The sequence below is a fragment of the Janthinobacterium sp. SUN073 genome (assembly GCF_030397665.1).
In the GTDB taxonomy this organism is placed as follows: domain Bacteria; phylum Pseudomonadota; class Gammaproteobacteria; order Burkholderiales; family Burkholderiaceae_D; genus Janthinobacterium.
The window spans coordinates 523932-547844 of sequence record NZ_JAPUBT010000002.1 but is presented as its reverse complement, the minus strand read 5'-3'; the positions used below and the strand labels follow the sequence as shown (position 1 = coordinate 547844).

At 64.6% G+C, this 23913-nt stretch carries 16 protein-coding genes; 5 read left to right on the top strand and 11 right to left on the bottom strand.

All coding sequences use genetic code 11. The features are described 5' to 3' along the window. Nucleotides 1-147: 147 nt before the first annotated feature. Nucleotides 148-2922, top strand: coding sequence for an EAL domain-containing protein (locus tag O0882_RS10420; RefSeq protein ID WP_289947646.1), 2775 nt, complete (start codon nucleotides 148-150; stop codon nucleotides 2920-2922). A gap of 159 nt (nucleotides 2923-3081) precedes the next feature. Next, nucleotides 3082-4512, top strand: a complete 1431-nt coding sequence (locus tag O0882_RS10415) for an OmpP1/FadL family transporter (protein ID WP_289947645.1) — start codon at nucleotides 3082-3084, stop codon at nucleotides 4510-4512. Nucleotides 4513-4643: 131 nt separating this feature from the next. Here the strand turns inward: O0882_RS10415 and O0882_RS10410 are convergent, their stop codons facing one another. Genes O0882_RS10410 through wrbA form a run of 9 tightly spaced genes read right to left on the bottom strand, consistent with a single transcriptional unit; the run spans nucleotide 4644 to nucleotide 14855 of the window. Further along, on the bottom strand, nucleotides 4644-5735 hold the full coding sequence (locus O0882_RS10410; RefSeq protein ID WP_289947643.1) for a beta-eliminating lyase-related protein: 1092 nt from the start codon (nucleotides 5733-5735) through the stop codon (nucleotides 4644-4646). A gap of 9 nt (nucleotides 5736-5744) precedes the next feature. After that, nucleotides 5745-6419 (bottom strand): leucine efflux protein LeuE, encoded by a 675-nt coding sequence (gene leuE / locus O0882_RS10405; protein WP_289947641.1) that lies wholly within the window; start codon nucleotides 6417-6419, stop codon nucleotides 5745-5747. A 2-nt stretch (nucleotides 6420-6421) separates the two neighbouring features. Next, entirely contained in the window at nucleotides 6422-8284 is a 1863-nt protein-coding gene (locus O0882_RS10400; RefSeq protein WP_289947640.1) for an ABC transporter transmembrane domain-containing protein, read from the bottom strand. Nucleotides 8285-8323: 39 nt separating this feature from the next. Then, nucleotides 8324-9400 (bottom strand): carotenoid 1,2-hydratase, encoded by a 1077-nt coding sequence (locus tag O0882_RS10395; RefSeq protein WP_289947639.1) that lies wholly within the window; start codon nucleotides 9398-9400, stop codon nucleotides 8324-8326. After that, nucleotides 9400-11997 (bottom strand): FtsX-like permease family protein, encoded by a 2598-nt coding sequence (locus O0882_RS10390; RefSeq protein ID WP_289947637.1) that lies wholly within the window; start codon nucleotides 11995-11997, stop codon nucleotides 9400-9402. Before O0882_RS10390 ends, O0882_RS10395 begins: the two co-directional genes overlap by 1 nt. Then, entirely contained in the window at nucleotides 11985-12413 is a 429-nt protein-coding gene (locus tag O0882_RS10385) for a DUF4124 domain-containing protein (protein WP_289947635.1), read from the bottom strand. The genes O0882_RS10390 and O0882_RS10385 overlap by 13 nt, the downstream gene beginning before the upstream one ends. Next, nucleotides 12410-13840, bottom strand: a complete 1431-nt coding sequence (locus O0882_RS10380) for an FAD-binding oxidoreductase (RefSeq protein WP_289947633.1) — start codon at nucleotides 13838-13840, stop codon at nucleotides 12410-12412. Before O0882_RS10380 ends, O0882_RS10385 begins: the two co-directional genes overlap by 4 nt. Beyond that, nucleotides 13837-14250: a DUF2069 domain-containing protein gene (locus O0882_RS10375; protein WP_289947631.1), complete on the bottom strand. Its 414-nt coding sequence runs from the start codon at nucleotides 14248-14250 to the stop codon at nucleotides 13837-13839. Before O0882_RS10375 ends, O0882_RS10380 begins: the two co-directional genes overlap by 4 nt. After that, a complete protein-coding gene (gene wrbA, locus O0882_RS10370) occupies nucleotides 14247-14855 on the bottom strand; it encodes an NAD(P)H:quinone oxidoreductase (RefSeq protein ID WP_289947629.1) in 609 nt (202 codons plus the stop codon). The genes O0882_RS10375 and wrbA overlap by 4 nt, the downstream gene beginning before the upstream one ends. 67 nt (nucleotides 14856-14922) lie before the next feature. Here wrbA and O0882_RS10365 point away from each other — a divergent pair, with 67 nt between their 5' ends. The 3 genes from O0882_RS10365 (at nucleotide 14923) to O0882_RS10355 (ending at nucleotide 20461) form a co-directional block, all read left to right on the top strand. Beyond that, on the top strand, nucleotides 14923-16299 hold the full coding sequence (locus O0882_RS10365) for a YihY family inner membrane protein (RefSeq protein ID WP_289947628.1): 1377 nt from the start codon (nucleotides 14923-14925) through the stop codon (nucleotides 16297-16299). A gap of 258 nt (nucleotides 16300-16557) precedes the next feature. Continuing rightward, nucleotides 16558-19218: a DUF3857 domain-containing protein gene (locus tag O0882_RS10360; protein ID WP_289947626.1), complete on the top strand. Its 2661-nt coding sequence runs from the start codon at nucleotides 16558-16560 to the stop codon at nucleotides 19216-19218. Between the two features lie 25 nt (nucleotides 19219-19243). Next, nucleotides 19244-20461 carry a hypothetical protein gene (locus tag O0882_RS10355; protein ID WP_289947624.1) on the top strand — a complete coding sequence of 406 codons (1218 nt, stop codon included), beginning with the start codon at nucleotides 19244-19246 and terminating at the stop codon, nucleotides 20459-20461. A 1-nt stretch (nucleotide 20462) separates the two neighbouring features. On the opposite strand, the gene O0882_RS10350 is transcribed toward O0882_RS10355, so the two are convergent. Both O0882_RS10350 and O0882_RS10345 read right to left on the bottom strand, forming a co-directional pair. Further along, complete coding sequence (locus O0882_RS10350; protein WP_289947623.1) at nucleotides 20463-22454, bottom strand: WG repeat-containing protein; 1992 nt, start codon at nucleotides 22452-22454, stop codon at nucleotides 20463-20465. A gap of 29 nt (nucleotides 22455-22483) precedes the next feature. Beyond that, nucleotides 22484-23890: a PoNe immunity protein domain-containing protein gene (locus O0882_RS10345; protein ID WP_289947622.1), complete on the bottom strand. Its 1407-nt coding sequence runs from the start codon at nucleotides 23888-23890 to the stop codon at nucleotides 22484-22486. Nucleotides 23891-23913 lie beyond the last annotated feature (23 nt).

Below are 23913 nucleotides of genomic sequence, written 5' to 3'. Positions count from 1 at the left end.
TGTAACGCAGGCGCGACAGGCGGTCTGCCGTCCGCACACATAAATGCGCTGCCGTTTCACCTGCAAACATGACTTTGTGGTAATTTGTGTGTCCTTCAAGAAATACACAGAAACGGCAGATGCGGCACCATGTTCTTGCGACAATTTGTGAATAATAATAACGCCGCCGTGGTGGAGATGAGCAGGGCCGATTTTCTCAAGGCCAACCTGCGCCTGATCCTGGCCTGGCCCTTGCTGGGACTGGTCCTGTGCGCGGTACTGTGGACGGCCACCTTGCTGCAGCTGGAGGCGGAGAAGAAGGTGGCGCAGCAGCAGGCGCTCGACAGTGTGTCTTCCTTGTCGAAAGCGTATGGCCAGTACCTGCTGCGCACCCTGGAGCAGATGGACCAGCTGACCTTGCAGCTCAAGTATGAGTGGGAAAACTCGCGCGGCCAGCTGCGGCTCGATCAATTGAAGACGCAGGGCATGTATGCCTTGCCGCAATTTGCCATCGTCGCCATCCTCGACCGCAAGGGCCACCCCGTGACGGCCACGGCGCCGCTGCAGCGCCTGCGGGTCAACGAACGCAGCGATTTCCTGCTGCGCCACTGGCGCAGCAATTCCAGCGCGCTGCGCATCGCGCTGGGGAAGGCCAATGCAGCCAGCGAGGCCGCGCTGCCCGGCGCGGACGAAAGCCTCGTGCATTTCACGCGCCGGCTGGAAGACGAGGATGGCAATTTTGACGGCGTGCTGCTCATTTCCATTCACTCCAGCTATTTTTGCGAATTCTATAACAGTGTTAATTTCGGCAAGTTCGGCATGTCCGCCATGGTGGGCGAAGAGGGCGAGCTGTTCAGCACGCGCCTCGGTTCGCGCGTGCTGCCGACACAGAGCGGTGAAGGCACGCCGTTTCTCGATACCAGCTTCCTGGAAACGGAGAGCGGCGCCATGCATTCTGGCGGCAGGATCGCTTTTTCCGACAAGCAAAGCCGCTATGTAGGCTGGCAGGCGCTGAAAGCCTATCCGTTTACGGCCGTGGTCGGCCTGTCGGACGGCGAAATGCTGCACCCCTACGAAGAGACGCGCACCATTTACATCGGCATCGCGCTGGCCGTCACCGTGCTGCTGCTGGCCTTTGCCGCCGTCGCCACCGTGCTGTCGCTGCGCCTGGCATGGCGCCACCACCAGTCCGAAGGCGTGCGCAACGCTTACCGCATGGCCACCGAAGGCACGAGCGACGGCTTCTATATCATCGCCGCCCTGCGTGGCACGGATGGCAGCATCCTCGACTTCGAGATCGTCGACTGCAACGAGCCGGGCGCCGGCTACTTCGGCGTGCGCCGCGAACAATTGCTGGGCATGCGCCTGCAGTCGCGTGCCCACGAGCCGTATTTCCGCGACCTGATCCATAACTACCGGGCCGCCATGCAGTCCGGCTTTTCCGAGGAAGAGATCGAGTTGCCGGAAGGTAACCCCTTCAAGCTGCGCTGGATCCGCCGGCGCCTGGTGCGCAGCGGCGACCGCCTGGCCGTCACCCTGCAAGACATCAGCACGGCCAAGGAGCACGAGCGCGACTTGCGCCGCCTGGCCAATGAAGACGGCTTGACGGGCTTGCCCAACCGCTACTGGCTGCAGCAATTCCTGCCCGGCGCCCTGGGGCGCGCCGCCATTGCGGGGCAGATGCTGGCGCTGTTGTTCATCGACCTCGACGGTTTCAAGGATATCAACGACACGCAGGGCCATGCCGAGGGCGATAAAGTGCTGCGCGCCGCCTCCTTGCGCCTGAAGGCCGTGCTGCGGCCGGGCGATCATGTGGTACGCCTGGGCGGCGATGAATTCGTCGTCGTGCTCGACCCGGTGGAAGACGACAGCCGTGCCGAGCAGGTGGCGCAGCGCATCGCCATCGCCTTCGACGAACCGTTTTATTTGGGCAGCGAACGCCACAAGATGGGCGCCTCGATCGGCATCAGCCTGTATCCGCGCGATGGCGCCGAAACGGAAGTGCTGCTGAAGAATGCCGATATCGCCATGTACGCCGTGAAAGTGGCGGGCAAGGGCCATCACCGCTTCTTCCAGCCGGAATTGTTCGAAACCATCCGCAACCGCCGCGAACTGGAGCAAAGCCTGGTGACGGCGCTGGAGCAGGACCAGTTCCTCGTCGTCTACCAGCCGCGGGTCGACGCGATGAGCGGCCAGTTGTGCAGCATGGAGGCGCTGGTGCGCTGGCACCATCCGCAGCACGGCATGGTGCCGCCGCTGGAATTCATTCCCGTGGCCGAGAGCAGCGGCCTGATTTCGCAACTGGGCGAGGTCGTCATCGAGAAGGTATGCCTGCAAATGGCGCGCTGGCAAGCCAGCGGGCTGGAAATGGTACCCGTATCGATCAACGTCTCGGCGCGCCAGTTCGGCCGTGGCGACGTGCACCAGGTGCTGGCGTCCGCGCTGACGCGCCATCGCATCGATGCGCGGCTGATCGAGGTGGAAATCACGGAATCGGCCATGATGGATGAGCAGAACCGCGCCGTGGAGCAGCTGTCGGCCATCCGCGCGCTGGGCGTGCGCCTGCTGGTCGACGATTTCGGCACCGGCTATTCTTCGCTGTCGCAGCTGCAGAAGTTCGCCATGGATGGCTTGAAGATCGACCGCGCCTTCACCATGGAGCTGGGTCGTTCGGAGCAGGGCGAGGTCTTCGTGCGCGCCATCCTGTCGATGGCGCATGCGCTGGGCATGAGCGTGGTGGCCGAAGGGGTGGAAACGCGCGAGCAGCTCGACATCCTGCGCGCGCTGCAATGCAACGAAGTGCAAGGCTATTTCATTTCGCGCCCCGTGCCGGCCGAACAGATGCTGGCGCTGATGCAGCAGCGCTTTCTGATACCGCTTCCAGCGCCCGTGCTGCCTCCCTACAGCCCCGTGATTTGTGAGGAAAACAACGCTGTTTCATAAAAAGAGCGAACGTTCGCTTTTTTTTAAAAAATATTATATGCTTCGCTCATGCCGTCAGTGAATTGGAGTTCACGGCGGCAAGAACAGTGCAGGACGGGTGAGGTTGAGCTACCCGAGACAATGTGACGAAGACACTTCATATAATAAAGAGAGACTAACTTGAAACATAAATATCTGCCCCTCCTCATCGCCGTCGCATGCGCCGGCTTCGCTTCCACCGCCCAGGCATCGGGCTACCGTTTTGGTTCGCAAAGCGTGTCCGCCCAGGGCACGGCCGATGCCAGCGGCGCCGAAGCGGCCGACGCCTCGACCATTTTCTACAACCCGGCCGGCCTGTCGCGCCTGGAAGGCACGCAGTTCGTGGGCGGCGGCACTTTGGTGGTACCGCATTCGACGTTCCAGGACAAGGGTTCCTTCAATTTCCTGCGCACGCCGACGGGCGGCACGACCAAGGACTACGCGCCGGATGCGGTCTTCGCGCCAGCCGTGTACGCCAGCAAGAAGGTCAATGACCAATGGACCGTCGGCATGGGCCTGTTCGTGCCATACGGCGCCAAGCTCGACTATGGCAACAACTGGAGCGGCCGCTATGCGATCACCAACATCAAGCTGGAAGCCATCGCCCTGAATCCTTCCGTGTCGTTCAAGCTGGACCAGCACCACTCGTTCGGTTTCGGCATCACGGCCGAGTACATGAAGGCGGAACTGGGCCAGGCGGTGGACGTGCCGGGTACAGTCAAGGCCTTGAGCGCGAATCCGGTTGCCTCGGGGGCCTTCCTGGCGAGTGTTGCTAAGGCACAAGGTATGGCTGCCGCGCTGGCTGCCCGTACTGCACTGGAAGGCGCCAAGGATGGCCACGCCTCGATGGATGGCGACGACTGGGGCTTCGGCTTCAACCTGGGCTATTTGTACCAGATGAATGAAGGCACGCGCTTCGGTATTTCCTACCGCTCGTCGATTTCGCACAAGCTGAAAGGCGACACGATTTGGGACTTCTCGCAAGTATCGAATAATGCGGCCGTGAATGGCTTCATTAGCGCCGCATCGGGCAAGGTCAACTCCAAGGCGCTGGTCGAACTGCGTACGCCGGAAACCGTATCGATCAATGCTTTCCACCAGATGGACGATAAATGGGCCTTGATGGGCGACGTCACCTGGACCCGCACTTCGCGCCTGGAGAACCTGGATATCCAGTTCCCGCCAACGGCCGAAGGCGCCGAGCGCATTCGCCAGAACTGGAAAGACACTTACCGCGTCTCGCTGGGCACCAACTACAAGTACAGCGAGAGTCTGATGCTGCGCGCCGGTATTGCGCATGACCAGGCACCCGTACGCAGCGCGGAACTGCGCCACCCGGCCTTGCCGGACAGCGATCGCATGCAGTACTCGATCGGCGCGAACTGGAAGCTGAACGCCAATTCCTCGCTCGACCTGGCCTACAGCTATATCGACTTCAAGGATGCTGACGTCAACTACAAGAATCTCTGCTCGCCGGTGATGACTGGCTGCACCGGCAACGGTGAAACCACCAAGGGCCTGTTCAAGACCCGCATGCAGTTGATCGGTCTCGCTTATAACTACAAGTTCTAAGCAGGTAGTGGCGGCCAACCCGGCCGCCATGAAAGGAAAAAAGCGCCTTCGGGCGCTTTTTTTTTGGGCACGACGGTGGTGGTGTCGGGTTACGCGCTGCGCGCTAACCCGACCTACCCGACCTACCATGATCATTCCCTGGCGCGCATCGCCTGATCCAGCAAGGTCAAGGCCAGCCGCACGGTATCGTCCGGCAGGTCCAGCAACTGATCTCCCACATACCATTCCACCACGCTGTGCCCGGGCAGGGCCGCGTGGCTGGCGCGGCTGAACAGCCAGATGCCGTGGTCTTGCGCCACCTGGTTGCGGATGGCGATGGCCCGCTCGCGCGCGACGGGCAAATGCAGGTGCAGCATGTTGGCCTGCGGCTGCGCAGGGTTGACGGCGATGCTCGGAAAGTCGCGCAGCAGCGCGTACAGCCACTGCGTGCGTTCAAAATAGCGGGGCATGGCGGCGAGGCGCGCGTCGAACTGCATGGCGGCGGCCACCACGTAGGGTGTGCGGTGCACGATGTTGCCGCCCTGGCGGCGGAACCACTCGCGCGCCCGTTCGACGAACGGGCGGCTGCCGGCCAGCATGGCGCCACCGAGACCGCCGATGCCCTTGTACAGCGACACGTAGACGGAATCGAAGCCGTCACAGATGGCGGGCAGGGGCTGGTCAAAACCCGCTTGCGCTTCCCACAGGCGCGCGCCATCCATGTGCAGGTGAATATTGTGCTCGCGGCAATGCCGCTTGATCTCGTTTAACTCATCCCAGGAAGGGCACTGGCCGCCGATTTCGCGCATCGGCAGTTCGACCTGCGCGGCGCCCAGCGCATCGGGCACGGCGCGCAAGTCATCCACCGTCCACGGACGGTGCGGGTCGCCGATCATCAAACCCTTGAAGTGTTCGAGCAACTCATGGTTGCCCCGCTCGTGGCGCAGGATGTGCGAGGTGGGATGCAGCGCCACCAGCGAGGAACCCCGGTCCTGGCAGGCCAGGCGCAGGGCCGTCACCTGCGTCATGGTGCCCGTGATGCAGAACACGGCCGCCTCGAAGCCAAGCAGATTGGCGATCTTGTTTTCGAACTGTTCGATCAGCGCGCCTTCGCCATAGGTGTCGTGCGCGATGTCGTTGGCCTCGCACCAGGCGGCCATGGCGGCGAAGGTGGCCGCTGGCGTGGGCTGGCGGTGGCCCGGCAGGATGGTATGGCAGCGCTGGCGCAGCTCAAGCTCGTTCACGGTAGTTCCTTACAGGGTAGCCGTGGCGAGCTTCGCGCCGAAGCCGATGAACATGGCGCCCACGCCGCCGCCCATGCCGGCCGACAGGCGGCGACGGCGGCGGAAGGTCTCGGCCAGGCGCGCGCCGACAAAGATGATGGCCGTCAGGTAGCTGAAACTGATCACCTGGCAGATCAGGCCCAGGCCGATGAAGGACAGCACGGGCTTTGAAAAGGCCGGGTCGACGAACTGGATGAAAAACGAGATGAAGAACAGGATCGCCTTCGGATTCATCAGGCTGATGATCAGGGCCTTGCGGAACGGGTCGCTTTCCTTGACGGGGGCCGTTACCGCCACCGCTTCGCCTTCAGCCGGTGCGGGCGCGCGCAGCTTGCGCCAGCAGCCTATCAGCATCTGCAGGCCAATCCAGCCCAGGTAGGCCGCGCCGATGTATTTCACGACATAGAACAGGGCCGGGCTGGCTTTGAGCAGCGAGGCCACGCCGCAGGCCGACAGCACCATCAAAATCAGGTCGCCGGCGAAGATGCCGAAGGCGCCCTGGTAGGCGGGCCGCACGCCGCGCTGGGCGGCGACCGACAGCACATACATGGAATTGGGGCCGGGCAGGATGACGATGAAGATGGTCCCCAGTAAAAAGGTCCAGAAATCGGTGATGCCCAGGTTGGCGTGAAAAAGTGCGTTCATGATTATTCCGCTGGATTGAGCTGTACGTGATGGAATTGCAGGGCCGCCAAATTGGCGTAAATGCCGCCGAGCGCAACCAACGACGCATGCGTGCCCGTCTCGACGATCTTGCCGTCTTCCATGACGATGATGCGGTCGGCCCGCTGCACGGTGGCCAGGCGGTGCGCGATGATGACGGTGGTGCGGCCCACCATGGCCGCCTCCAGCGCCTTTTGCACCAGGCGTTCCGATTCCGCGTCCAGCGCGCTGGTCGCTTCGTCGAGCAGCAGCAGCGGCGGGTTTTTCAGCAGGGCGCGGGCGATGGCGATGCGCTGGCGCTGGCCGCCGGACAGGCGCACGCCCCGTTCGCCGAGGAAGGATTTGTAGCCGTTCGGCAGGCGCTCGATGAATTCGTGGGCGGCCGCCATTTTTGCGGCGGCGATGACTTCCTCGTCGCTGGCGCCGGCGCGGCCATAGCGGATGTTTTCCATGGCGTCGGCCGAGAAGATCACGGTATCTTGCGGCACGATGCCGATGGCGTCGCGCAGGGTGTGCAGGTCGAGCTGCTTGATGTCCACGCCATCGAGGCGGATGCTGCCGCTTTGCGGGTCATAAAAACGTAAAAATAGCTGGAACAGCGTGGTCTTGCCGGCGCCCGACGGACCCACGACGGCTACCGTTTCGCCGGCGCGGATATCGAGGCTGACGTGGTCGAGCGCGTGGGTGTCCGGACGCGAGGGATACGAGAACATGACATCGTCCAGCGACAGCGAAGCGCCGTTCGCCGCGCGCGCGGGCAGCGGCAGGGGCGTGACAGGCGACTCGATTTCCGATTTGACGGCCATCAATTCCAGCAGGCGCTCGGTGGCGCCAGCGGCGCGCTGCGCTTCGCCCATCACTTCGGACAGGGCGCCGATGGCGCCGGCCACGATGGAGGCGTACAGGATGAACTGACCCAGATCGCCGCCCGTCATCGAGCCTTCCAGCACGGCGCGCGCGCCCAGCCACAGCACGAAGACGATGGTGCCGAAGACCAGCAAAATCGCGATCATGGTCAGCAGGGCGCGGGCGCGGATGCGGCGCATGGCCGTCATGAAGGCGCCTTCGACGGAGTCGCCAAAGCGTTTCGATTCGATTTTTTCGTGCGTAAACGCTTGCACGGTGGGCATGGCGTTGAGGATTTCGCCCGCCATGGCCGACGCATCGGCGATGCGGTCCTGCGAATCGCGCGACAGCTTGCGCACGCGGCGGCCAAACACGATGATGGGCACGACGACGAGGATCAGCAAGCCGATGATGATGCCGGCCAGCTTGGCGCTGGTGACGAACAGCATCACCAGGCCGCCCAGGAACAGCAGCACGTTGCGCAGCGCCATGGAGATACTGGTGCCGACCACGGCCTGTATCAAAGTCGTGTCGGTGGTGATGCGGGACAGGACTTCGCCCGTCTGCGTGGTTTCAAAGAATGCCGGGCTTTGCGTGACGACGTGGCGGTACACGGCGCTGCGGATGTCGGCCGTGACGCGCTCGCCCAGCCACGACACCGTATAAAAGCGCGCCGCCGTGGCAAGCGCCAGGATGGACGCCACGCCGAACAGGGCGAGGAAGACCAGGTCGACATGCTGGATGCTCTTGGAACCGGCCGCGCCGCCGAAACCGAGGTCGATCATCTGCTTGAAGGCGGCAGGAATGGCCAGGGTGGAGGCGGCAGCCACCACCAGCGCGATACCGGCCAGGAAGAACTGCTTGCGGTACGGCGTCAAAAAGGGCATCAAGCCCTTGAAGGCGGCCAGGCTGCCTTTCTTCAGTTCGCGGCTGGTGCCGGTGTCGGGAGTTGCTGTGGCGGTTGTGGTACTCGTGCTGCCTGTTTCTGTGCTGGTTGTCATTGTTTTTCGCTTTGATTTACTTTTTGCTTGCGGTACTGTTTATAACTTCATCGGCTGCACGTAGCCCGTCATTTCCAGGTAGGCGCGGCCCACGGGCTGGCCATCGCGCTCCACCGTCACGGCGCCTTCCCAGTACACGGCGCCTGTCGAACGGCGCGAATCGAGTTCCTGGTCGGCTTGCAGCGGCTTGATTTGCCAGCGCGTGGGGCCCGTACGAATTTCGGTGGCGACCGGGTATTCGGCTTGCGTGCGGGGCGAGCGCCACAGCTGCGTGGGCGTGAAATCGACGTCGCCGGGGGCGAACTGCGTTGTCTTGCCGGACGCATCGCGCCATGTCGCGTGCGCCCATAGTTTAGCACCTGTCTTGCTGCGGATCTGGAAGGCCATCAGCGCGCCGCCATCATCGAGGTTGGCGCCTATCCAGTTCCAGCCGCTGGCGTCCGCATCGAGCACCTGGCTGGACCACTCGTGATCGAGCCAGGTGGTGCCCGTCACGGCTTCGGGCTTGCCGCCCGCGCGCGCGATCGTGCCACGGGTAGCAAGCTGCGGCTCGCTGTAATAGTAACTGCTTTGCGCGGGCCGCGCGCCCTTGCGCGAGTAGCCGCCAACGCCTTGCAGCAGCACGGGCTGCGTGGGGGTCAGGGTCAGCTGCAATGTAAAGTCGCGCGCGGCCAGGCTGACCTGATAGCTGCCGTCCGCTTGCCGCTGCATGCGCCAGTCGTCCAGTTTCACATCCGTGTCGCCCACCTTGGCGTAGGCCAGGCCGAAGCCTTCGCGCGCGCTTTTCTCGTCGTGCAGCAGCTTGCCCACCTTGGGATCGGACAGGGCCGCATGGCCGATGATCAGCTGTTTCGGCGCAAACGCGCTGGGATTATCCGCATCGGTCGCCGTGGCGCTGCGAAAGAAGGTTACCTGGTAGCCCAGCTGCTCGCCGCCGGCGGTTTTGACCCAGCCCGTGGCGTACCACCATTCCGTCTTGTACGCGGGATGGGCGCCGAAATCGTGCGGCAGGCGCAGGCTTTGGCCGGCCGGCAGCGGCGTGACGGGGGCGAAGGCGGGCGGCGCGGCGATGGCGGCGGCGCTGCAGAACAACAATAAACAAGTCACATGGCGCATTACCAGTCCTCCCTGACGGCGCGGATGGGGCCAGCGGACAGGGCTTGCCGGCCCGCGATGAGGGCAGTGAGGGCGGCTGCCGTCAGCAGGGCGGCGGCCACGGTGGCGATCAAGGGCCACGGCAAGTGCAGTTGCATGGTCCAGTGGAACGATTGCGGATTGACGATGAAGACCAGCACAAAGCTGATCAACAGACCCAAAACAAAGCCGGTGGCGATGCCCAGCGCTGTCAGCGCGCCGCCTTCCAGCGCCAGGATGGCTAAAATCTGCCCGCGCGTCACGCCCACGTGGCGCAGCATGCCAAATTCGCGGGCGCGCGCCAGGGTCTGCGCGGAGAACGTGGCGGCCACGCCGAACAGGCCGATGACGATGGCGATGGCTTCCAATAAATACGTGACGGCGAAGCTGCGGTCGAAAATCTGCAGGCTCAGGGCGCGGATGGCCGACGGGTTCGATACTTCCAGGCTGGCGCCGAAGGGCAGCGCTTTCAGGCGCTGCTGCAGCGCGTCGCCCGTGGCATCCTTGGCCAGCCACAGGGCCGCATCGCTGACATCGAGGTCGCCCGTCAGCGCGCGGTAGTCGTCCAGCGGCATCTGGATGGCGCCGGACGAGCGCGCATAGTCGCGCCAGATGCCGGCGATGAAGAACCGGTGCAAGCCGCCCGCCAGCGGCAGCTTGATGCTGTCACCCGGCTTGTGGTTGTACAGGTCGGCCGCCGCCTCGGACAGCCAGACGGGCAGGCTACCTGCTGGCACGGGCAGGGTATCGCCCACCAGCACCATGCTTTTTCCCGGATCGGCCAGGTTGACGGGGCGCGCCAGCAGCATCACATTCGGGCGGTCGGACGCCAGCGACAGCGAGCGCAGGCGCTGGAAATCCACCCTGGCCACGCCGGGCAGGGCGCTGATGGCGGCTTGTTCGCGCGGGTTCAGGCCCGCCGTGCCGCCGCTGGCGGCCGTGCGCGTATACACATCGGCCGGCAAGATCTGCAGCAGCCAGTCGTCGACGGAAACGCGGAAACTTGACACCATGATGGCCATCGCCACCATCAGGCTGAAACTCGACAGCACGCCACCGAGCGCGATGCCAGCCTGGCCCGAGGCGTTCGCCAGGCGGGACAGGGTCAGGCTGCGCACGGGCGCGTGGCTGCTCGTGTCCGTGCGCAGCCAGGCGCGCTGCAGGAAGCGGAAGACGACGGCCGCCAGCTGCGGCATCAGGGCGATGGCGCCGATCAGCAGCAGGGCGATGGACAGATAGCCGAACAGGGGCAGCTCGAACACGGGTGGCAAGAACGTCAGGGCACCGGCCAGCAGCAAACAAGCCAGCGCGGGCCAGGTTTTTGCCAGGCGCGTCGTCACCACTTCTTCGCTGCCTGATTTCAGGGCGATGGCGGGTGCCGCGCGCGCCGCTTCCAGCGCGGGCGCGGCGCAGCCCAGCAAGGCGACACCGAGGCCGAGCGCAAAATACACGAAGGCGGCGACGGGCGTGAACTGCACCTGCGGCTGCACGCCCGCGAAATAGCCGGCGCCCAGGTCGCCGCCGAAGAAGCGCAGGGCCACGGCGGCCATGGCATAACCGCCGGCGATGCCCAGCGCGGCGCCGACCACGCCCAGGCTGGCGCCTTCCAGCAGCACCTGGCGCAGCAATTGTCCCCGCTCCATGCCCAGCACGCGCAGCAGCGCGAACTGGCCGCGGCGGCGGATGACGGACAGCGCCTGCGTGGAAAACACCAAAAAGGCGCCCGTAAACAGGGCCACCAGGGCCAGCACCGTCAGGTTGACCCGGTAGGCGCGGCTGAGGTTATTGTTGCGGCTATTCTGGTTTTCGTCATTCGGCTGGCCCACCTGGAAGCGCCCCGGGTATTGCGCTTCCAGTGCGCGCGCGAGATCCGACTGGAAGGCATCGCGGTTGACGCCCTGGCGCAGTTTCAGATCGATGCGCGACAGCTTGCCCAGTTTGTTGAAACGCCACTGCGCCGCGCCGATATCCATTACGGCGATGCGCTGGCCGGCGCGCGCGCGCTGCAGCGAACCGGCCACGCGCAGCGGCACCTGGCCCGTACCCGATTGCAGGGCAATCGTGTCGCCCTGCGCCACAGCTAGCCAGCGCAAGGCGGCCGGCGATAAAAAGATGGCGTCGTCGGCCAGGGTGTCGAAAGGCTGGCCCTCGGCGGACGCGCCGATCAGGTCGGGCGAGATGAAGCCGGCGCGGAAGACGTCGAGCGCCAGGATGTGCAGCGGACCGCCGTCCTTGCCGGCACCGTCTGCCACCGCGGCGTGCAGGTCCAGCACGGGCGAGGCCACGGCCACGCCGTCGCGCTGCGCCAGCCATGGGTAGATGCTTTCATCGAACAGCGCTTCGCGCCCGGCCACCTGCACGTCGGCCTGGCCGGACAGGCTTTTGACGGCCGTGGAAAATTCGTTGAAGGCGGCCGCGTTGATCAAATGGATGGCAAAGCCCAAGGACACGCCGATGGCGATGGCGAGTATGGCGACGAGGGCGCGCACGGGATGCGCGCGCCATTCGCCCAGCAGCAGCCAGCGCGACAGCAGGCGCGTCGTCGCCGGGCTGGCCAGCGGCGCACTCAATTGCCGCATTCGACGGCCAGGCGTTCGCCGGCGCGCCGCGCTTTCAGTTGCGCCGCGTCGCGGTTCTTGTCGCCCGCGCCGACGGCGTCTTGCTCCGCCCATTTTTGCTCCAGGCGCAGCTGGGCGCAATGCTTGTCATGCGTTTCCTTCTGCCTGGCGGCCCGTTCGCGCGCCTGGTCTGCCAGATTTTCCTGCTTCTTGCGCGCCGCTTCCATCTGGCTGGCCACCCGTTGCTGGCGCGTGGCCGCGCCCTTGTCGACGGCAGGCGGGGGAGGCGGGATTTCCAGGATCTGCAACTGGCCGCCCGTGCAGGGCGCGGTGCTGTAGCTGGTCTGTCCATCCTGCACGCATTTGTAGACGTCCTGCGCGCCAGCATGGCCGGCCATGCTGGCGCAGATGGCGAACAGGAAGAATGGTGTTCTCACAGGATCTTCCCCGGATTCATGATGTTCTGCGGGTCCAGCGCCTGCTTCACGGCGCGCATCAGCTGCAGTTCCAGCGGCGATTTGTAGCGCGCCAGGTCGTCCTTTTTGAGGGTGCCGATGCCGTGTTCGGCCGAGATGGAACCACCAAAAGCGTGGACCTTGTCGTGCACGATGCGGTTGATGGCATCCTGGTTGGACAGGAAAACCGTGTCCGTCATGCCGGGCGGCGGCGCCACGTTGTAATGCAGGTTGCCGTCGCCCAGGTGGCCGAAGCATACGAGCTGGCAACCGGGGAAGGCCGCTTCCAGGGCCACGTCAGTGACGGCGATGAAATCGGCGATGCGGGAAATGGGCAGCGAGATATCGTGCTTGATGTTCTTGCCCGCCTGCGCCTGCGCCAGCGGAATGTGCTCGCGCAGCTGCCACAGGCCTTCGGACTGGGCCACGGAACTGGCGACGACGGCGTCTTCTATCAACTCGTCTTCCAGCGCCGCGCCGATGCTCGCTTCGAGCAATTCCACGGCGTGCGCCTCGGACTGGCTGCTGGATAGCTCCAGCAACACGTACTGGCCATGCGGGGAGGTAAATGGGCGCGGCAGCTGGGGGAACTGCTGCGCCACCAGTTGCAAGCAATACTGCGACATCAGTTCAAAACCCGTCAGGCTGGCGCCGCAATGGTCCTGCATCAGGCTTAACAAACGCAGGGCGTGGGCGGGCGAGGGCATGGCAGCCAGCGCCGTGATGCAGGCTTTCGGCTGCGGGTACAGTTTCATCACCGCACCCGTGATCACGCCCAGGGTGCCCTCAGCACCGATGTACAGGTCGCGCAAGTCGTAGCCGGTATTGTCCTTGCGCAAACCGCGCAAGCCGCTCCAGATCTCGCCCTGCGGCGTGACCACTTCCAGGCCCAGACACAACTCGCGCGTATTGCCGTAGCGCAGCACGGCCGTACCGCCCGCGTTGGTGGCCAGGTTGCCGCCGATGGTGCAACTGCCTTCGGCCGCCAGCGACAGGGGGAACAGGCAGCCGGCGGCGGCCGCCGCTTCCTGGATGGTTTGCAGGATGCAGCCCGCGTCGACGGTGATGGTGCGGTTGACGGGGTCGAGCGCGCGGATGCTGTTCAGGCGCGCCAGCGACAGCACGATGGCCGTGCCAGCAGCGTCCGGGATGCTGCCCAGGACCAGCCCTGTATTGCCGCCTTGCGGCACGACGGGGACTTGCCATTGCGCGCACGCGCGCAGCACGCCAGCCACTTCGTCGACCGTGGCGGGGCGCAGCACGGCCAGGGCCTTGCCTGTAAAACGGTCGCGCCAGTCGGTGAGGAAGGGCGCCATGTCGGCGTCCAGGGTAAGGACATAGGTGTCGCCCAGCAGGTTGCGGCAGGCGGCGAGGAAGTCGGCTTGGTCATGCACTGCTTGTTCGATCATTTTTTGATGCTCACTTTATTCACTTTTTCCAGCAGTTCCCTGGCCATGCGCTTGGCGGCCTTCTTATATGGACGCAGATACAGCACGGCGCAGGCAAAATAGATGCAGACGATGGCCGCCTCGCCCCAGGCCATCATGGCCGAGGTGGCGTTCGTGTCGCTGTAGCCGCGCACCACGCCCTCTGTAAAATACAGCAGGATCACCATCGACGACCATTGCAGTGTATAGACGTCGCGCTTGATCACGCCGTACAGGGGAATGAGCAGGGGCGCCGCCTTCAGGACGACCCAGGAGCCGCCCGGCTGCAGCGGCGCGACGATGGTTTCCCACAGCAGGCACCAGATGATCAGGGTGACGAGGCTGGCGATGGCGCCCCAGTGAAAATACTTGTGCAGTATGCCGTGCATCATGCGCCCGCCAGTTTCGCGGCGTTTTCCGCCAGGCGCCGGCCCAGGGCGATGGCCAGGCGTTTTTCATCGTCGCTGAGCGCCTTGTCGCCAGCGATGCCCGACCAGTGCGTGGCGCCATATGGCGAGCCGCCCGTGGATGTCGTCATCAGCTCGGGATGCGTGTAGGGCAGGCCCATGACCAGCATGCCATGGTGGAAAAGGGGGATCATCATCGACAGCAGGGTCGATTCCTGGCCGCCGTGCAGGCTGCCCGTGGACGTGAACACGCAGGCGGGCTTGCCGGACAGGCTGCCAGCCAGCCAGTCGCTGGCCGTGCCATCCCAGAAGTACTTCATGGCGGCGGCCATGTTGCCGAAGCGCGTGGGCGACCCCAGGGCCAGGCCCGCGCAGTCCTGCAAGTCTTCCAGTTCCACATAAGGAGCGCCATCAGGCGGGACTTCCGGCGCGGTGGCCTCGGCCACCGTGGAGACGGCGGGCACGGTGCGCAGGCGCGCGTCGCAGCCAGGCACGCTTTCCACTCCCTGGGCTATCAGCTCGGCCAACTGGCGCGTGGCGCCATGGCGTGAATAAAACAATACGAGAATAATCAGATTGGTTGGCTTCATCATTGGTATTATAGGGCGCTTTACAGCCTGATACGACTGCTGTCATGGCGCCGTTCTGATTTTGCACATGTTTTCAAAATATATACTCCCCATCTTTCAATACCTGTGGCGCGCCCTGAGCATGGGCCTGGCCATCGTGCGCGGCCTGACGTGGTCCGAAACGCGCGACCTGCTGCAGTTCGCACGCCGCCGCGTGCGCGAGGAAAGCTTGCCGCAAGTGGCCGGCAGCCTGACCTTCGCCACCGTGTTCGCGCTGGTGCCGCTGCTCACCCTGGCCCTGGCCATCTTCACCACTTTCCCCCTGTTTAATACCTTCCGCCACGCGCTGGAAGACTATTTTGTGCAAAGCGTGATGCCCAAGGGCATTTCGAACACCATCCTCGATTATTTGACCACGTTTGCCTCGAAAGCCACGCGCCTGTCGGCCATCGGCGCGGGTGCCCTGATCGTCACTTCGGTGGGCATGATGGGCTTGATCGAGCGCGTCTTCAACCGCATCTGGCGCGTGCGCCAGGAGCGCCGCTGGACCAAGCGCCTGCTCGTCTACTGGGCCATCGTCACCCTGGGGCCGCTGCTGGTGGGTGTCTCGCTGACGGTGACGTCGCGCCTCTTCATGGCCACCAGCGGCGTGGTGGGCGCCGTGCCTTTCCTCGGCGCCGTGTTTTACACGCTGGTGTCGATCGGCCTGACCATGCTGGCGTTTACCTTGCTGTACATCGCCGTGCCGAACCGCGACGTGGACTGGCGCGACGCGGCCTGGGGCGGCTTGCTGGCGGCGCTGGCGTTCGAGGTGGCCAAGCGGGGCTTCGGTGAATTCATCCAGGAGTTCCCCACCTATTCGCGCATCTATGGCGCGCTGGCCGCCTTGCCGCTGTTCCTCGTGTGGATATACCTGAGCTGGATGATCACTCTGGTGGGCGCCTTGCTGGTGGCCGCCTTGCCCGTCGTGAAATACGAACGCTGGTGGTACGAGGCGGCGCCGGGCAGCGAATTCGTCGATGCCGTCGCCATCTTGAAAGTGCTGCACCGGGCCTGTCACTGCGCCGATTCGGCCCTGGTGGGCGCGGCCGAGATACGCCGCAGCACGCGCCTGGGCTTCGAAGAGATGGAAACCCTGCTCGACAAGATGGTGCAGCAGGGCTGGGTGGGACGAGTCAATGTGGATGGCGCCGTGCGCGTGCAGTGGGGCAAGCGCGTGGCCGACAGTTCCGACCATTGGGTTTTGCTGGGCAATGTCAACCGCATCAGCCTGGCCGACGTCTACCGCTTGTTCGTCTTCGGCGGCATGCGCGTCAATTCCGGCTATCCGGCAGGTTCCACCAATGAGCGCGACATCAAGGCGGCCGAAGAAGCGGCCGCGCTGGCGGCACAGGTGGAAAACGCCGTGGAGCAGGGACTGGGCCTGACTTTGGCCCAGCATTTCGGCGAAGTGCGCTGCGCCTGAGGGATTGGCCCGGCGCCGATACGCCAGCTTCTGGCGCAATGCTTTGCTAATCAAGAAGTTTTTCCTTTCAGCAATACAATGAGGTTAATTAATCTATAATTGATAATTTCCTTACTTAAATTGTCAATGTTCGCATTACATTTGTCAGCGCTGTTGCCGCGTGCATGGCCAGTCCTGTTGCTGTCTATTCTTGTCTCCCATGGAGCGCTTTCCTTCGCTTCCGCCGCCACCGAAGCTCCCTTCACGCCGGTTGCCGGCATGCGCAGTGTGCAACTGGCCGAGGCCGCCTTTACGCGCGCCGTTCCGTTCCCCGCTTGGGTCGATAGCATCAGCCAGCTGCCCCCCGCCGCCAAGGACAGTCCGCTGGCAATCCGCTTGTCCGACGTGCAATTTCATGTGGGCGAACAGAGCGCCTACTATATCCACCGGGCATTGATTGCCAATGAGGCGTCCAGCGTATCGGCGCTGGGTCAGTACGAAATCGCGTTCCAGCCCGATTATCAGCGTGTGCAGCTGCACCGCCTGCGCATCGTGCGTGGCGATCAGGTGATCGACAAGCTGGCGTCGGCCGATATCCGTTTCCTGCAGCGCGAAACGGGGTTGTCGCAAGGCGTGTATTCGGGTGCGATCACGGCCGCCATCGTCACCGATGACGTGCGCGTGGGCGATACATTGGAAGTGGCGTACACGGTGCTGGGCCAGAATCCTGTGTTTGACGGCAAGTTCTTCGACGCCGCCGCGTGGGACAGTCCTGTGCCCGTGGGCTTGCGGCGCATCACGCTTGACATGCCCGAGCAGCGCGGCATCGCCTACCGCATGCAGGGTGGCAACCTCGCCATTGCACCCAAAGAACAGCGACGCAATGGCCGCCGCATCCTGCGCTTCGAGGCACGCGACCTGCCGGCGGTGGTGGCCGAGCCATATGTGCCGGCCGATGTGTCGACTTACCGCTGGATCCAGTTTTCCGAACTGGGCAGCTGGAAGGAAGTCAATCAGTGGGCGCAGGGACTGTTCGATACGCCAGCGGGCGGCGCCGCCGTGAAGGACGCACTACGCGCCGCGGGCGCCACGGGCGCGCCCTCGCAGCAGGTGGTCAAGGTGCTGGAATTTGTGCAGAACGAGATCCGCTATCTGTCGCTGTCGATGGGCGAGAGTTCGCACCGGCCGTTTCCACCTGCCCAGGTGCTGCAGCGCCGCTATGGCGATTGCAAGGACAAGTCGTTGCTGATGGTGGCCATGCTGCGGGAACTGGGCATCGTCGCCGAACCCGTGCTGGTGTCGACCGAAATGCGCAAGGGCCTGGACCGCATGCTGCCCAGTCCCTTGTTGTTCGACCACGCCATCGTGCGCGTACACGTTGATGGCAAGACATACTTCCTCGATCCCACCCGCCTGGGGCAGCACGGTTTGCTCGATAACATGGGCCAGGCGCATGGCGGCGCGCAAGTGCTGGTGGTCAATGCCACGGGCAAGGCGCTGGACACGATTGCGCCACAGACGGATCCGGCATTGATCACGGACAAGCGCAGCGAACGCGTGACAGTCAGCGCCTTCGACCAGCCTGCCGACATGCAGGTGCGCATTTCCATGGCGGGCACGGGCGCCGAACGCATGCGCGTGCAACTGGCAGGCCTGAGCGCGCAGCAGTTGCGCCAGGCCTATGAAGGCTCGATGGGGCGCCGCTACGCGGACTTCAGCATGCTGGCCGAGCCGCTCGTCAGCGATGACCGCGTGAACAACCGCATGACGGTCGATTTACGCTACCGCATCAGCAAGTTCATGGAAAAGAATGACCAGGGCTGGCTGATGCGCTACAAGCCCGTCAATCTGACGGAGCAGTTCTATGTGCCGGATATCGTCAAGCGCAGCCATCCGCTGCTGGTGCCCATGTATCCTTCGATCTCCACCTATGATTTTGAGGTTGTGCTGCCGGAACAGGCGGACGCCCGGTACCAGCCGGCGCAGAACAGTATCGACAACAGCGCCTTCAGGCTGACCGAGGCGCTGGCCTTTACGGGCCGCGTGGCGCAGGCCAGCCTGCGCCTGGACGTGACGAGCGACCGCGTGCCTGCGGACGGGGTGCCGGCGTTTGTCGAGGCCAGCCGCAAGGTGAACGAAATGTTACAAGGAAGCATGTTACTGCCGACAAGAATGTTGAAGGTAGCGGCAGCGCCCGACTACAAGGAGGCTCTCAAGGCACGCCTGGAGGCCAGCCTGAAGGCCAGCGATCAGCTGCTCGCCGATGCGACGCTGACGGGGCAGGACACCGGCGCCATCCTCTGCGAACGGGCGCGCACCTCCAGCTGGCTGGGGCAGCACGCGGCGGCGCTCAAGGATGCCGCGCAGGCAGTACAGCAGCAGCCCCAGTCGGCCGATTATCTGTCCTGCCAGGCCGATGTCAGTTTTGCCGCTGGCAAGTTCAAGGAAAGCGCCGCCAGCTTTGCGCGCGCTGTGGCGTTGGGCAACAACGATGGCGAGACTTACCAGCGCAAGGCCCTGGCGAATATCTATCTGGGCAACCAGCGCGAGATGATCGTCGATCTGGCGCGGGCCGGCAGCAAGCTCGACGAGCCCCTGGCGCACGTGCGCGGGCAGATATGGCAAGCCATCGTGGGCGCGGTGCCGGCGGCCATGGACGCCGGCGGGCCGCCGGAGCTGCTGACGGAGCAGTGGTTGGGCGAGGCATTGAGGATGTTCCAGCAACAGACCGGTCCCGAGACGATGCTGCGCGTGGCCAGCCGCGACGGCGGCAATGGCCAGGCGCCGCGCCTCGCGGAGGTGTATTTCTATGCCGGCAAATATTATCTGCTGCAAGACGACAAGATTCGCGCCCGCGTGTATTTCCAGCGTGCGCTCGACAAGGGCGTCCTGCACAGCCCCTTCCACACGCTGTCCCGCCTCGAGCTGGAACGGCTTTGATACACCTTTTGCTGATTTACACTCCATGAAACGATTGAATCCTGTCTTCCTGGCTGCGTTGCTGGCCCTGTTTTCCACCACGGGCGCCGTCCACGCGTCCGATGCCGCCGTGCCCGTGCCGCTGGCCGCACCCGGCGCATCCGATGCCGCTCACGTTGCCGCCGTGCGCGAGATGATCGAGGCGATGCAGATGCAGCGGATCATGCGTCGTCTGTTCCAGGTCATGGGCGAGATGGAGGACCAGCAGGGTGAGGTGATGCGGCACATGGCCCTGCATGTGAGCGATGAGGAAATCCTTGCGCGGCTGGCGCCTGTGTATGTGCCGTACATTTCGGCAGAAGACGCCAGGCAGGTGGCGCGCAATTTCCGCAGCAGCCTGGCGCAGCGCGACGTCGCTGCCACGCTGGCGCGCGCCCGCATCACGCAGGGGGATACCGATCCGCATTTTACGGCCAGCGAACGGGTGGAAGCGCAACGTCTCACGGCCATGCCAGCAGCGTTCGGCAAGGATGGTCGGCGGGCACAGATACACGGCGCCAACAGGGCGATGTACATGCAGTGGAGCCGCGAGTATCACGACCGGCTGCTGGCCCAGGCCATGCAGGCGGTGCGCGCGTACATCACTGCGGCGCTGGACCTGCAGCCGGGCCAGGCGGCTCCCAAGCTGGTGCTGCAACCGACCGGCTTGCCCAGTCTCGACAAGGTGCTGCTTATCGTTGCCGATGTGACGCTGGCCACGACTACTGCCAACCTCACCTATGCCGCCGACATTGACAGCTACCACCTGGACCTGGTGCTTGCTCCCGAGCGGCTGGTCAGCGCGCCAGGCATCGCCACGTCGAAGGCGACGGTAATCAAGGCCGGCGACCGGATCGAGGCGTATCTGGCGCAGATCGACCGGCTGCAGCAGAGTGCCTGGGGGCGCCTGCAGGCCAGCAAGTCGGGCAGCGATGCCAGGCAGATCATCGAGGCGGGCATGGCTGCACGCTACGATTTCATGCTGCGGTTCGGGGAAAACCAGCGTAGCCTGATGGATCTGTTTACCCGCGTGCTGCAGTTTGCCGAGTCGCGCCTGGGCGCCATCGAGCTGCGCGGCGAGTCCCTGGCATTCCGCGACGAGGCCGACCAGGTAATGTACCGGTCGCTGATAGCCCAGCTGAAAAAGGCGAGTGAGGAAGAGAGCGCGCTGGTCGACGAAGCACAGCAAACCGCGCAGCGCAGCCTGAAGAAGCTGGGAGGCTAGGCTATTCGATGAGTACCGGCCGCAAGGCCGCCTGCAGCGCCACGGCGCTGAACGCGGCCGCATCGGACGCGCGCACGATGCCCAGATAGTATGTGTCTTCGCCACCGTGCAGGTTGACCAGGCGCAGCTGATGCGGCGCCAGGTGTGCGGCAATGGCGGCCAGGCCCTCGGCCATGGCGTCGCCATCCTCGCGCTGCGCCCACGAAAAATCGCGCAGCGCGGGCAGGCCGATATGCTGGCCGATGCGCGGCACTTCATCGACGGCTTTCCAGTCCAGCGTGGTGCCGTGGCCCTGCACATGGGCGGCCGTGGACCAGAGCAGGAAGAAGCACGCCGCCTCGGGCGAGTCGCCTTCGTATTCCTCCTCCGGGTCGTCTTCCGCCAGCTCCTCCAGGGTGATGTCCACGCAGCGCGCGGCCAGTGCCGCATCGCCCAGCAAGAGCAGGGCGGCCATGGTGCGCAACTGCTCGCGGTCGGCCTTGGCCAGGATTTGCGCCGGCGTAAAGCTGCGGCGCCTGACGGGCTTCTTTTTACCCAGTCCCATGGCTTCGCTCAGTTGCGCCGTGATGGCCGCCTTGAAGTTGTCCACGGTGTCGAACTGCGCCAGCAACTGGCCCGTGAAATCCATGCTCCAGGCCATGCCCTCCTTGACCACATATAAAAAGTCGCTTTGCACGGCGACGCCGCGCAAATGGTGGGCGGGCGGATACAGCGGCGTGAAGGCCTGCTTGCCATCCAGGGTCAGCATGCAGGCCAGTCCCTGCGCATCGATGGCGAAGATCAGGTTCTTGCGCAGCTTGGGCGGCGACGAGGTGGTGGCGCTATCGATAGCTTCGTACTGGCATGGCGCCGGCAGCTCGCCCTGGCTGTTCGCCAGGCCAAACAGGAAGCGGCCATCGATGCGCTGGCTGACGATGGCGATTTTCTTCTTCGTGCCGAAATCCTGCACGGAGCTGTAGGCAGTCGGTAGCACCACCTTGCCTGTGGCATCGAGCACGCCGCAGACATTGCGCTCGTCATCGTGCGCCTGGCGCTCGATGTCGATATAGCCATCGTCGCGCTGGCCGATGTGGTCTACTCCGTCCATCAGCAGCGCACCATCGGGCAGGCGCAGCAAGCGGCTGGCGCCGTCCGGATCGATTTGCTGCAGCAGGTGGGGGCTGATCACATACAGGGCGCCGGGGGCGGGCGGCAACACGACCGTACCGTTGAGGTCCAGCACGCCGTGCGCATCAGGGGCGTCCGCCGTGGCAAAGGTGATCCAGCCATCGTCCGCGTAGTAAACGCCCAGGTCGACATAGCGCCGCGACAGCGGCACGATCCAGCGGCCATAAGGCGTGACCAGGCCGGTGACCTTCGGTTCGCCAGCGGCGCTCACTTCATAGCACAGCGCATCTTCCTCCCATCCCACCACTTCCAGGCCTTGCAGGAAAGGCAGCGCATTCGCATCCAGTTCCTCGACATCGGCCAGCTGCGCATCGGCCGTGGCCGACCAGTAGCCGGTGGCCGGCGCTGCCGAGCCGGCGGCCAGCAGGGGCGCCAGCGCTTCCCGGTCGCCGCGCAGCAGGGCAGCGTGCAAGGCTTGCGCCTCGGCGCGCACGGCCTCGAGCGCGGCCGCGTATTCCGGCGTGTCGATATCGTGGGGGACCAGCTGCACGCAATCGAGGATCAGCCACGCCTGGCCGCCCGCCAGCAAGGTGCTGATGCCGGCGCGCGTGACGATGGCGGCCGCGTCGCGTGGCTGGTCCATCAGCGCGGATAACGCTTGCCAGCTGGCCTGCGCCTGCGCCATTGGCGCGGCCAGCACGCAGGCGCAGTCTTCGCCATCACCGTAGATGGGCCAGGCGACGGCTTGCGTGCCGGCGCCGATGAGCAGCTTGAACAGCGTAGGTACGTCCAGCCGCCATTCGGCCAGGCCGGTAATCGTGTCGGTGTCGAAGCCGGCCTGGCCGGGTAAAAATGCTGTGCTGAACAGGGCTGCGGTGTTGATCATTGATATTTGTCTAAAAGTGAACGGGGGATTCAGGGCGCTGGCGGCATGGCCCAGTGGGCCAGCGCGCTGCGCTCCAGGCCCAGGTGCTTGGCCGCGGCGGCCGCTTCGAAGGCCCACAGGCCGTAGTAGCCACCCAGGCCGTGTGCGCGCAAATGGCCGTTGAACCAGTCTTCGCGCACCAGCGCCGTGTGCCAGCTGGCCAGGTAGTGCCGCAGGTGTTCCAGCTGCTGTGCGCGATCGTCCGTATCCAGGCATTCGAACAGGGCCGAGTAGGGTTCGGCGAAATACCATTCGTCGACGGCGGGACGCTGAGGATCGATGGTCGACAGCAGTGCCTCGTACACCCCATCTTCGCCATCGAAGGCCGTTTGCAGGGCGGCCAGGCGGGCAGCCAGGTCGCGGCGGCCGAACAGCAGGGCGGCACCCAGCAACTGCAGGGTGCGCGCGTAATCCGTCAATTGTTCGAAATCAAAGGCGGGCAAGGCATCGTCATCGTAGGCTGTGGCCAGGGCCGCGCGCGCCGTTTCGCAGGCGGCGATGGCCGCTTCCAGCGCCGTTTCCACGTCAGGCATGGGCAAGCCTGCCGTGTAGCGCAGCGCGAATACCTGGTACGCCGTGCTGGCGGCCGCGCACGCCCAGTAGGCGTCATCGCCGCCGTCGATTTCCGCCTGCGTCTGCGCGCGTCCGTAGGCAGCCAGCAGCGCATCGAGGTAGGCGAGGTTGCGGGCAAAGTCGAACGCAGTGCCGAACGTCTCGGGCGGCGTCTGGCGCGGTGCGTGGGGCCAGGGCGCGGACGAAGGCGGGCAGGTGGCGGCGCAATCGCGCTGGATGGCCCAGTCGGCGAAGATTTGCTGCAAATATTGCGCCGTCTCGTCGTCGTGGGCGATGGCGCCCGCGCCCACCATGGTCGTGCCCAGCAGGGTGTAGCCAGGGAAGCGGCTGCTCTCGTAGGCGATGGTGGTCACGCTCTGGATGGTCCCGCCGTCGCTCAGGTCGCGCACGCGGAAGTACACGTCGTCCCAGCCGGACAGCGGTGGCGCTGGCGCTGCATTCGGCAAGGTGGCCCAGCTGCCGTCCTCCTGCTCTTCGTAGGCGTCGAGCAGTTCGTCGAGGCCGCCGGGGCGGTCGATGCGGTTGTTGGCGTCGTATTGCAGGCCCAGTTCGGCCGCGAAGGCTGCCGCGTGGCGGCCCTCGAAGACCAGGTACTGGGAGCTCGTGGTGCCGACCAGCAGATCCGTGTGCTGGCCCGCCACGACGAGCACCTGCGGCAGCCGGCACCATTGGTAGTACGGAATGCCGGCCATGGGGCCGCCTTCGTCCGCCAGCGGGTTAGTGAAACGCAGCTGTTCCAGCCATTTATAGCGTTCGTGCCGCTCCGCTTCCGTGCCGCTGCCGCGGCCAGTCAATTCTTCAAACAGGGAATTCAACAACATCATTCATCGATCCTAAAAAAGTGTGC

What these genes read in the sequence shown, in the direction of transcription:
- O0882_RS10375 (WP_289947631.1), bottom strand. Translation starts at nt 14,250, where the DNA reads ATGATGCACGGCATACTGCACAAGTATTTTCACTGGGGCGCCATCGCC.
- O0882_RS10400 (WP_289947640.1), bottom strand. Translation starts at nt 8,284, where the DNA reads ATGACAACCAGCACAGAAACAGGCAGCACGAGTACCACAACCGCCACA.
- leuE (WP_289947641.1), bottom strand. Translation starts at nt 6,419, where the DNA reads ATGAACGCACTTTTTCACGCCAACCTGGGCATCACCGATTTCTGGACC.
- O0882_RS10365 (WP_289947628.1), top strand. Translation starts at nt 14,923, where the DNA reads ATGTTTTCAAAATATATACTCCCCATCTTTCAATACCTGTGGCGCGCC.
- O0882_RS10360 (WP_289947626.1), top strand. Translation starts at nt 16,558, where the DNA reads ATGCGCAGTGTGCAACTGGCCGAGGCCGCCTTTACGCGCGCCGTTCCG.
- O0882_RS10395 (WP_289947639.1), bottom strand. Translation starts at nt 9,400, where the DNA reads ATGCGCCATGTGACTTGTTTATTGTTGTTCTGCAGCGCCGCCGCCATC.
- wrbA (WP_289947629.1), bottom strand. Translation starts at nt 14,855, where the DNA reads ATGAAGCCAACCAATCTGATTATTCTCGTATTGTTTTATTCACGCCAT.
- O0882_RS10355 (WP_289947624.1), top strand. Translation starts at nt 19,244, where the DNA reads ATGAAACGATTGAATCCTGTCTTCCTGGCTGCGTTGCTGGCCCTGTTT.
- O0882_RS10350 (WP_289947623.1), bottom strand. Translation starts at nt 22,454, where the DNA reads ATGATCAACACCGCAGCCCTGTTCAGCACAGCATTTTTACCCGGCCAG.
- O0882_RS10380 (WP_289947633.1), bottom strand. Translation starts at nt 13,840, where the DNA reads ATGATCGAACAAGCAGTGCATGACCAAGCCGACTTCCTCGCCGCCTGC.
- O0882_RS10345 (WP_289947622.1), bottom strand. Translation starts at nt 23,890, where the DNA reads ATGATGTTGTTGAATTCCCTGTTTGAAGAATTGACTGGCCGCGGCAGC.
- O0882_RS10390 (WP_289947637.1), bottom strand. Translation starts at nt 11,997, where the DNA reads ATGCGGCAATTGAGTGCGCCGCTGGCCAGCCCGGCGACGACGCGCCTG.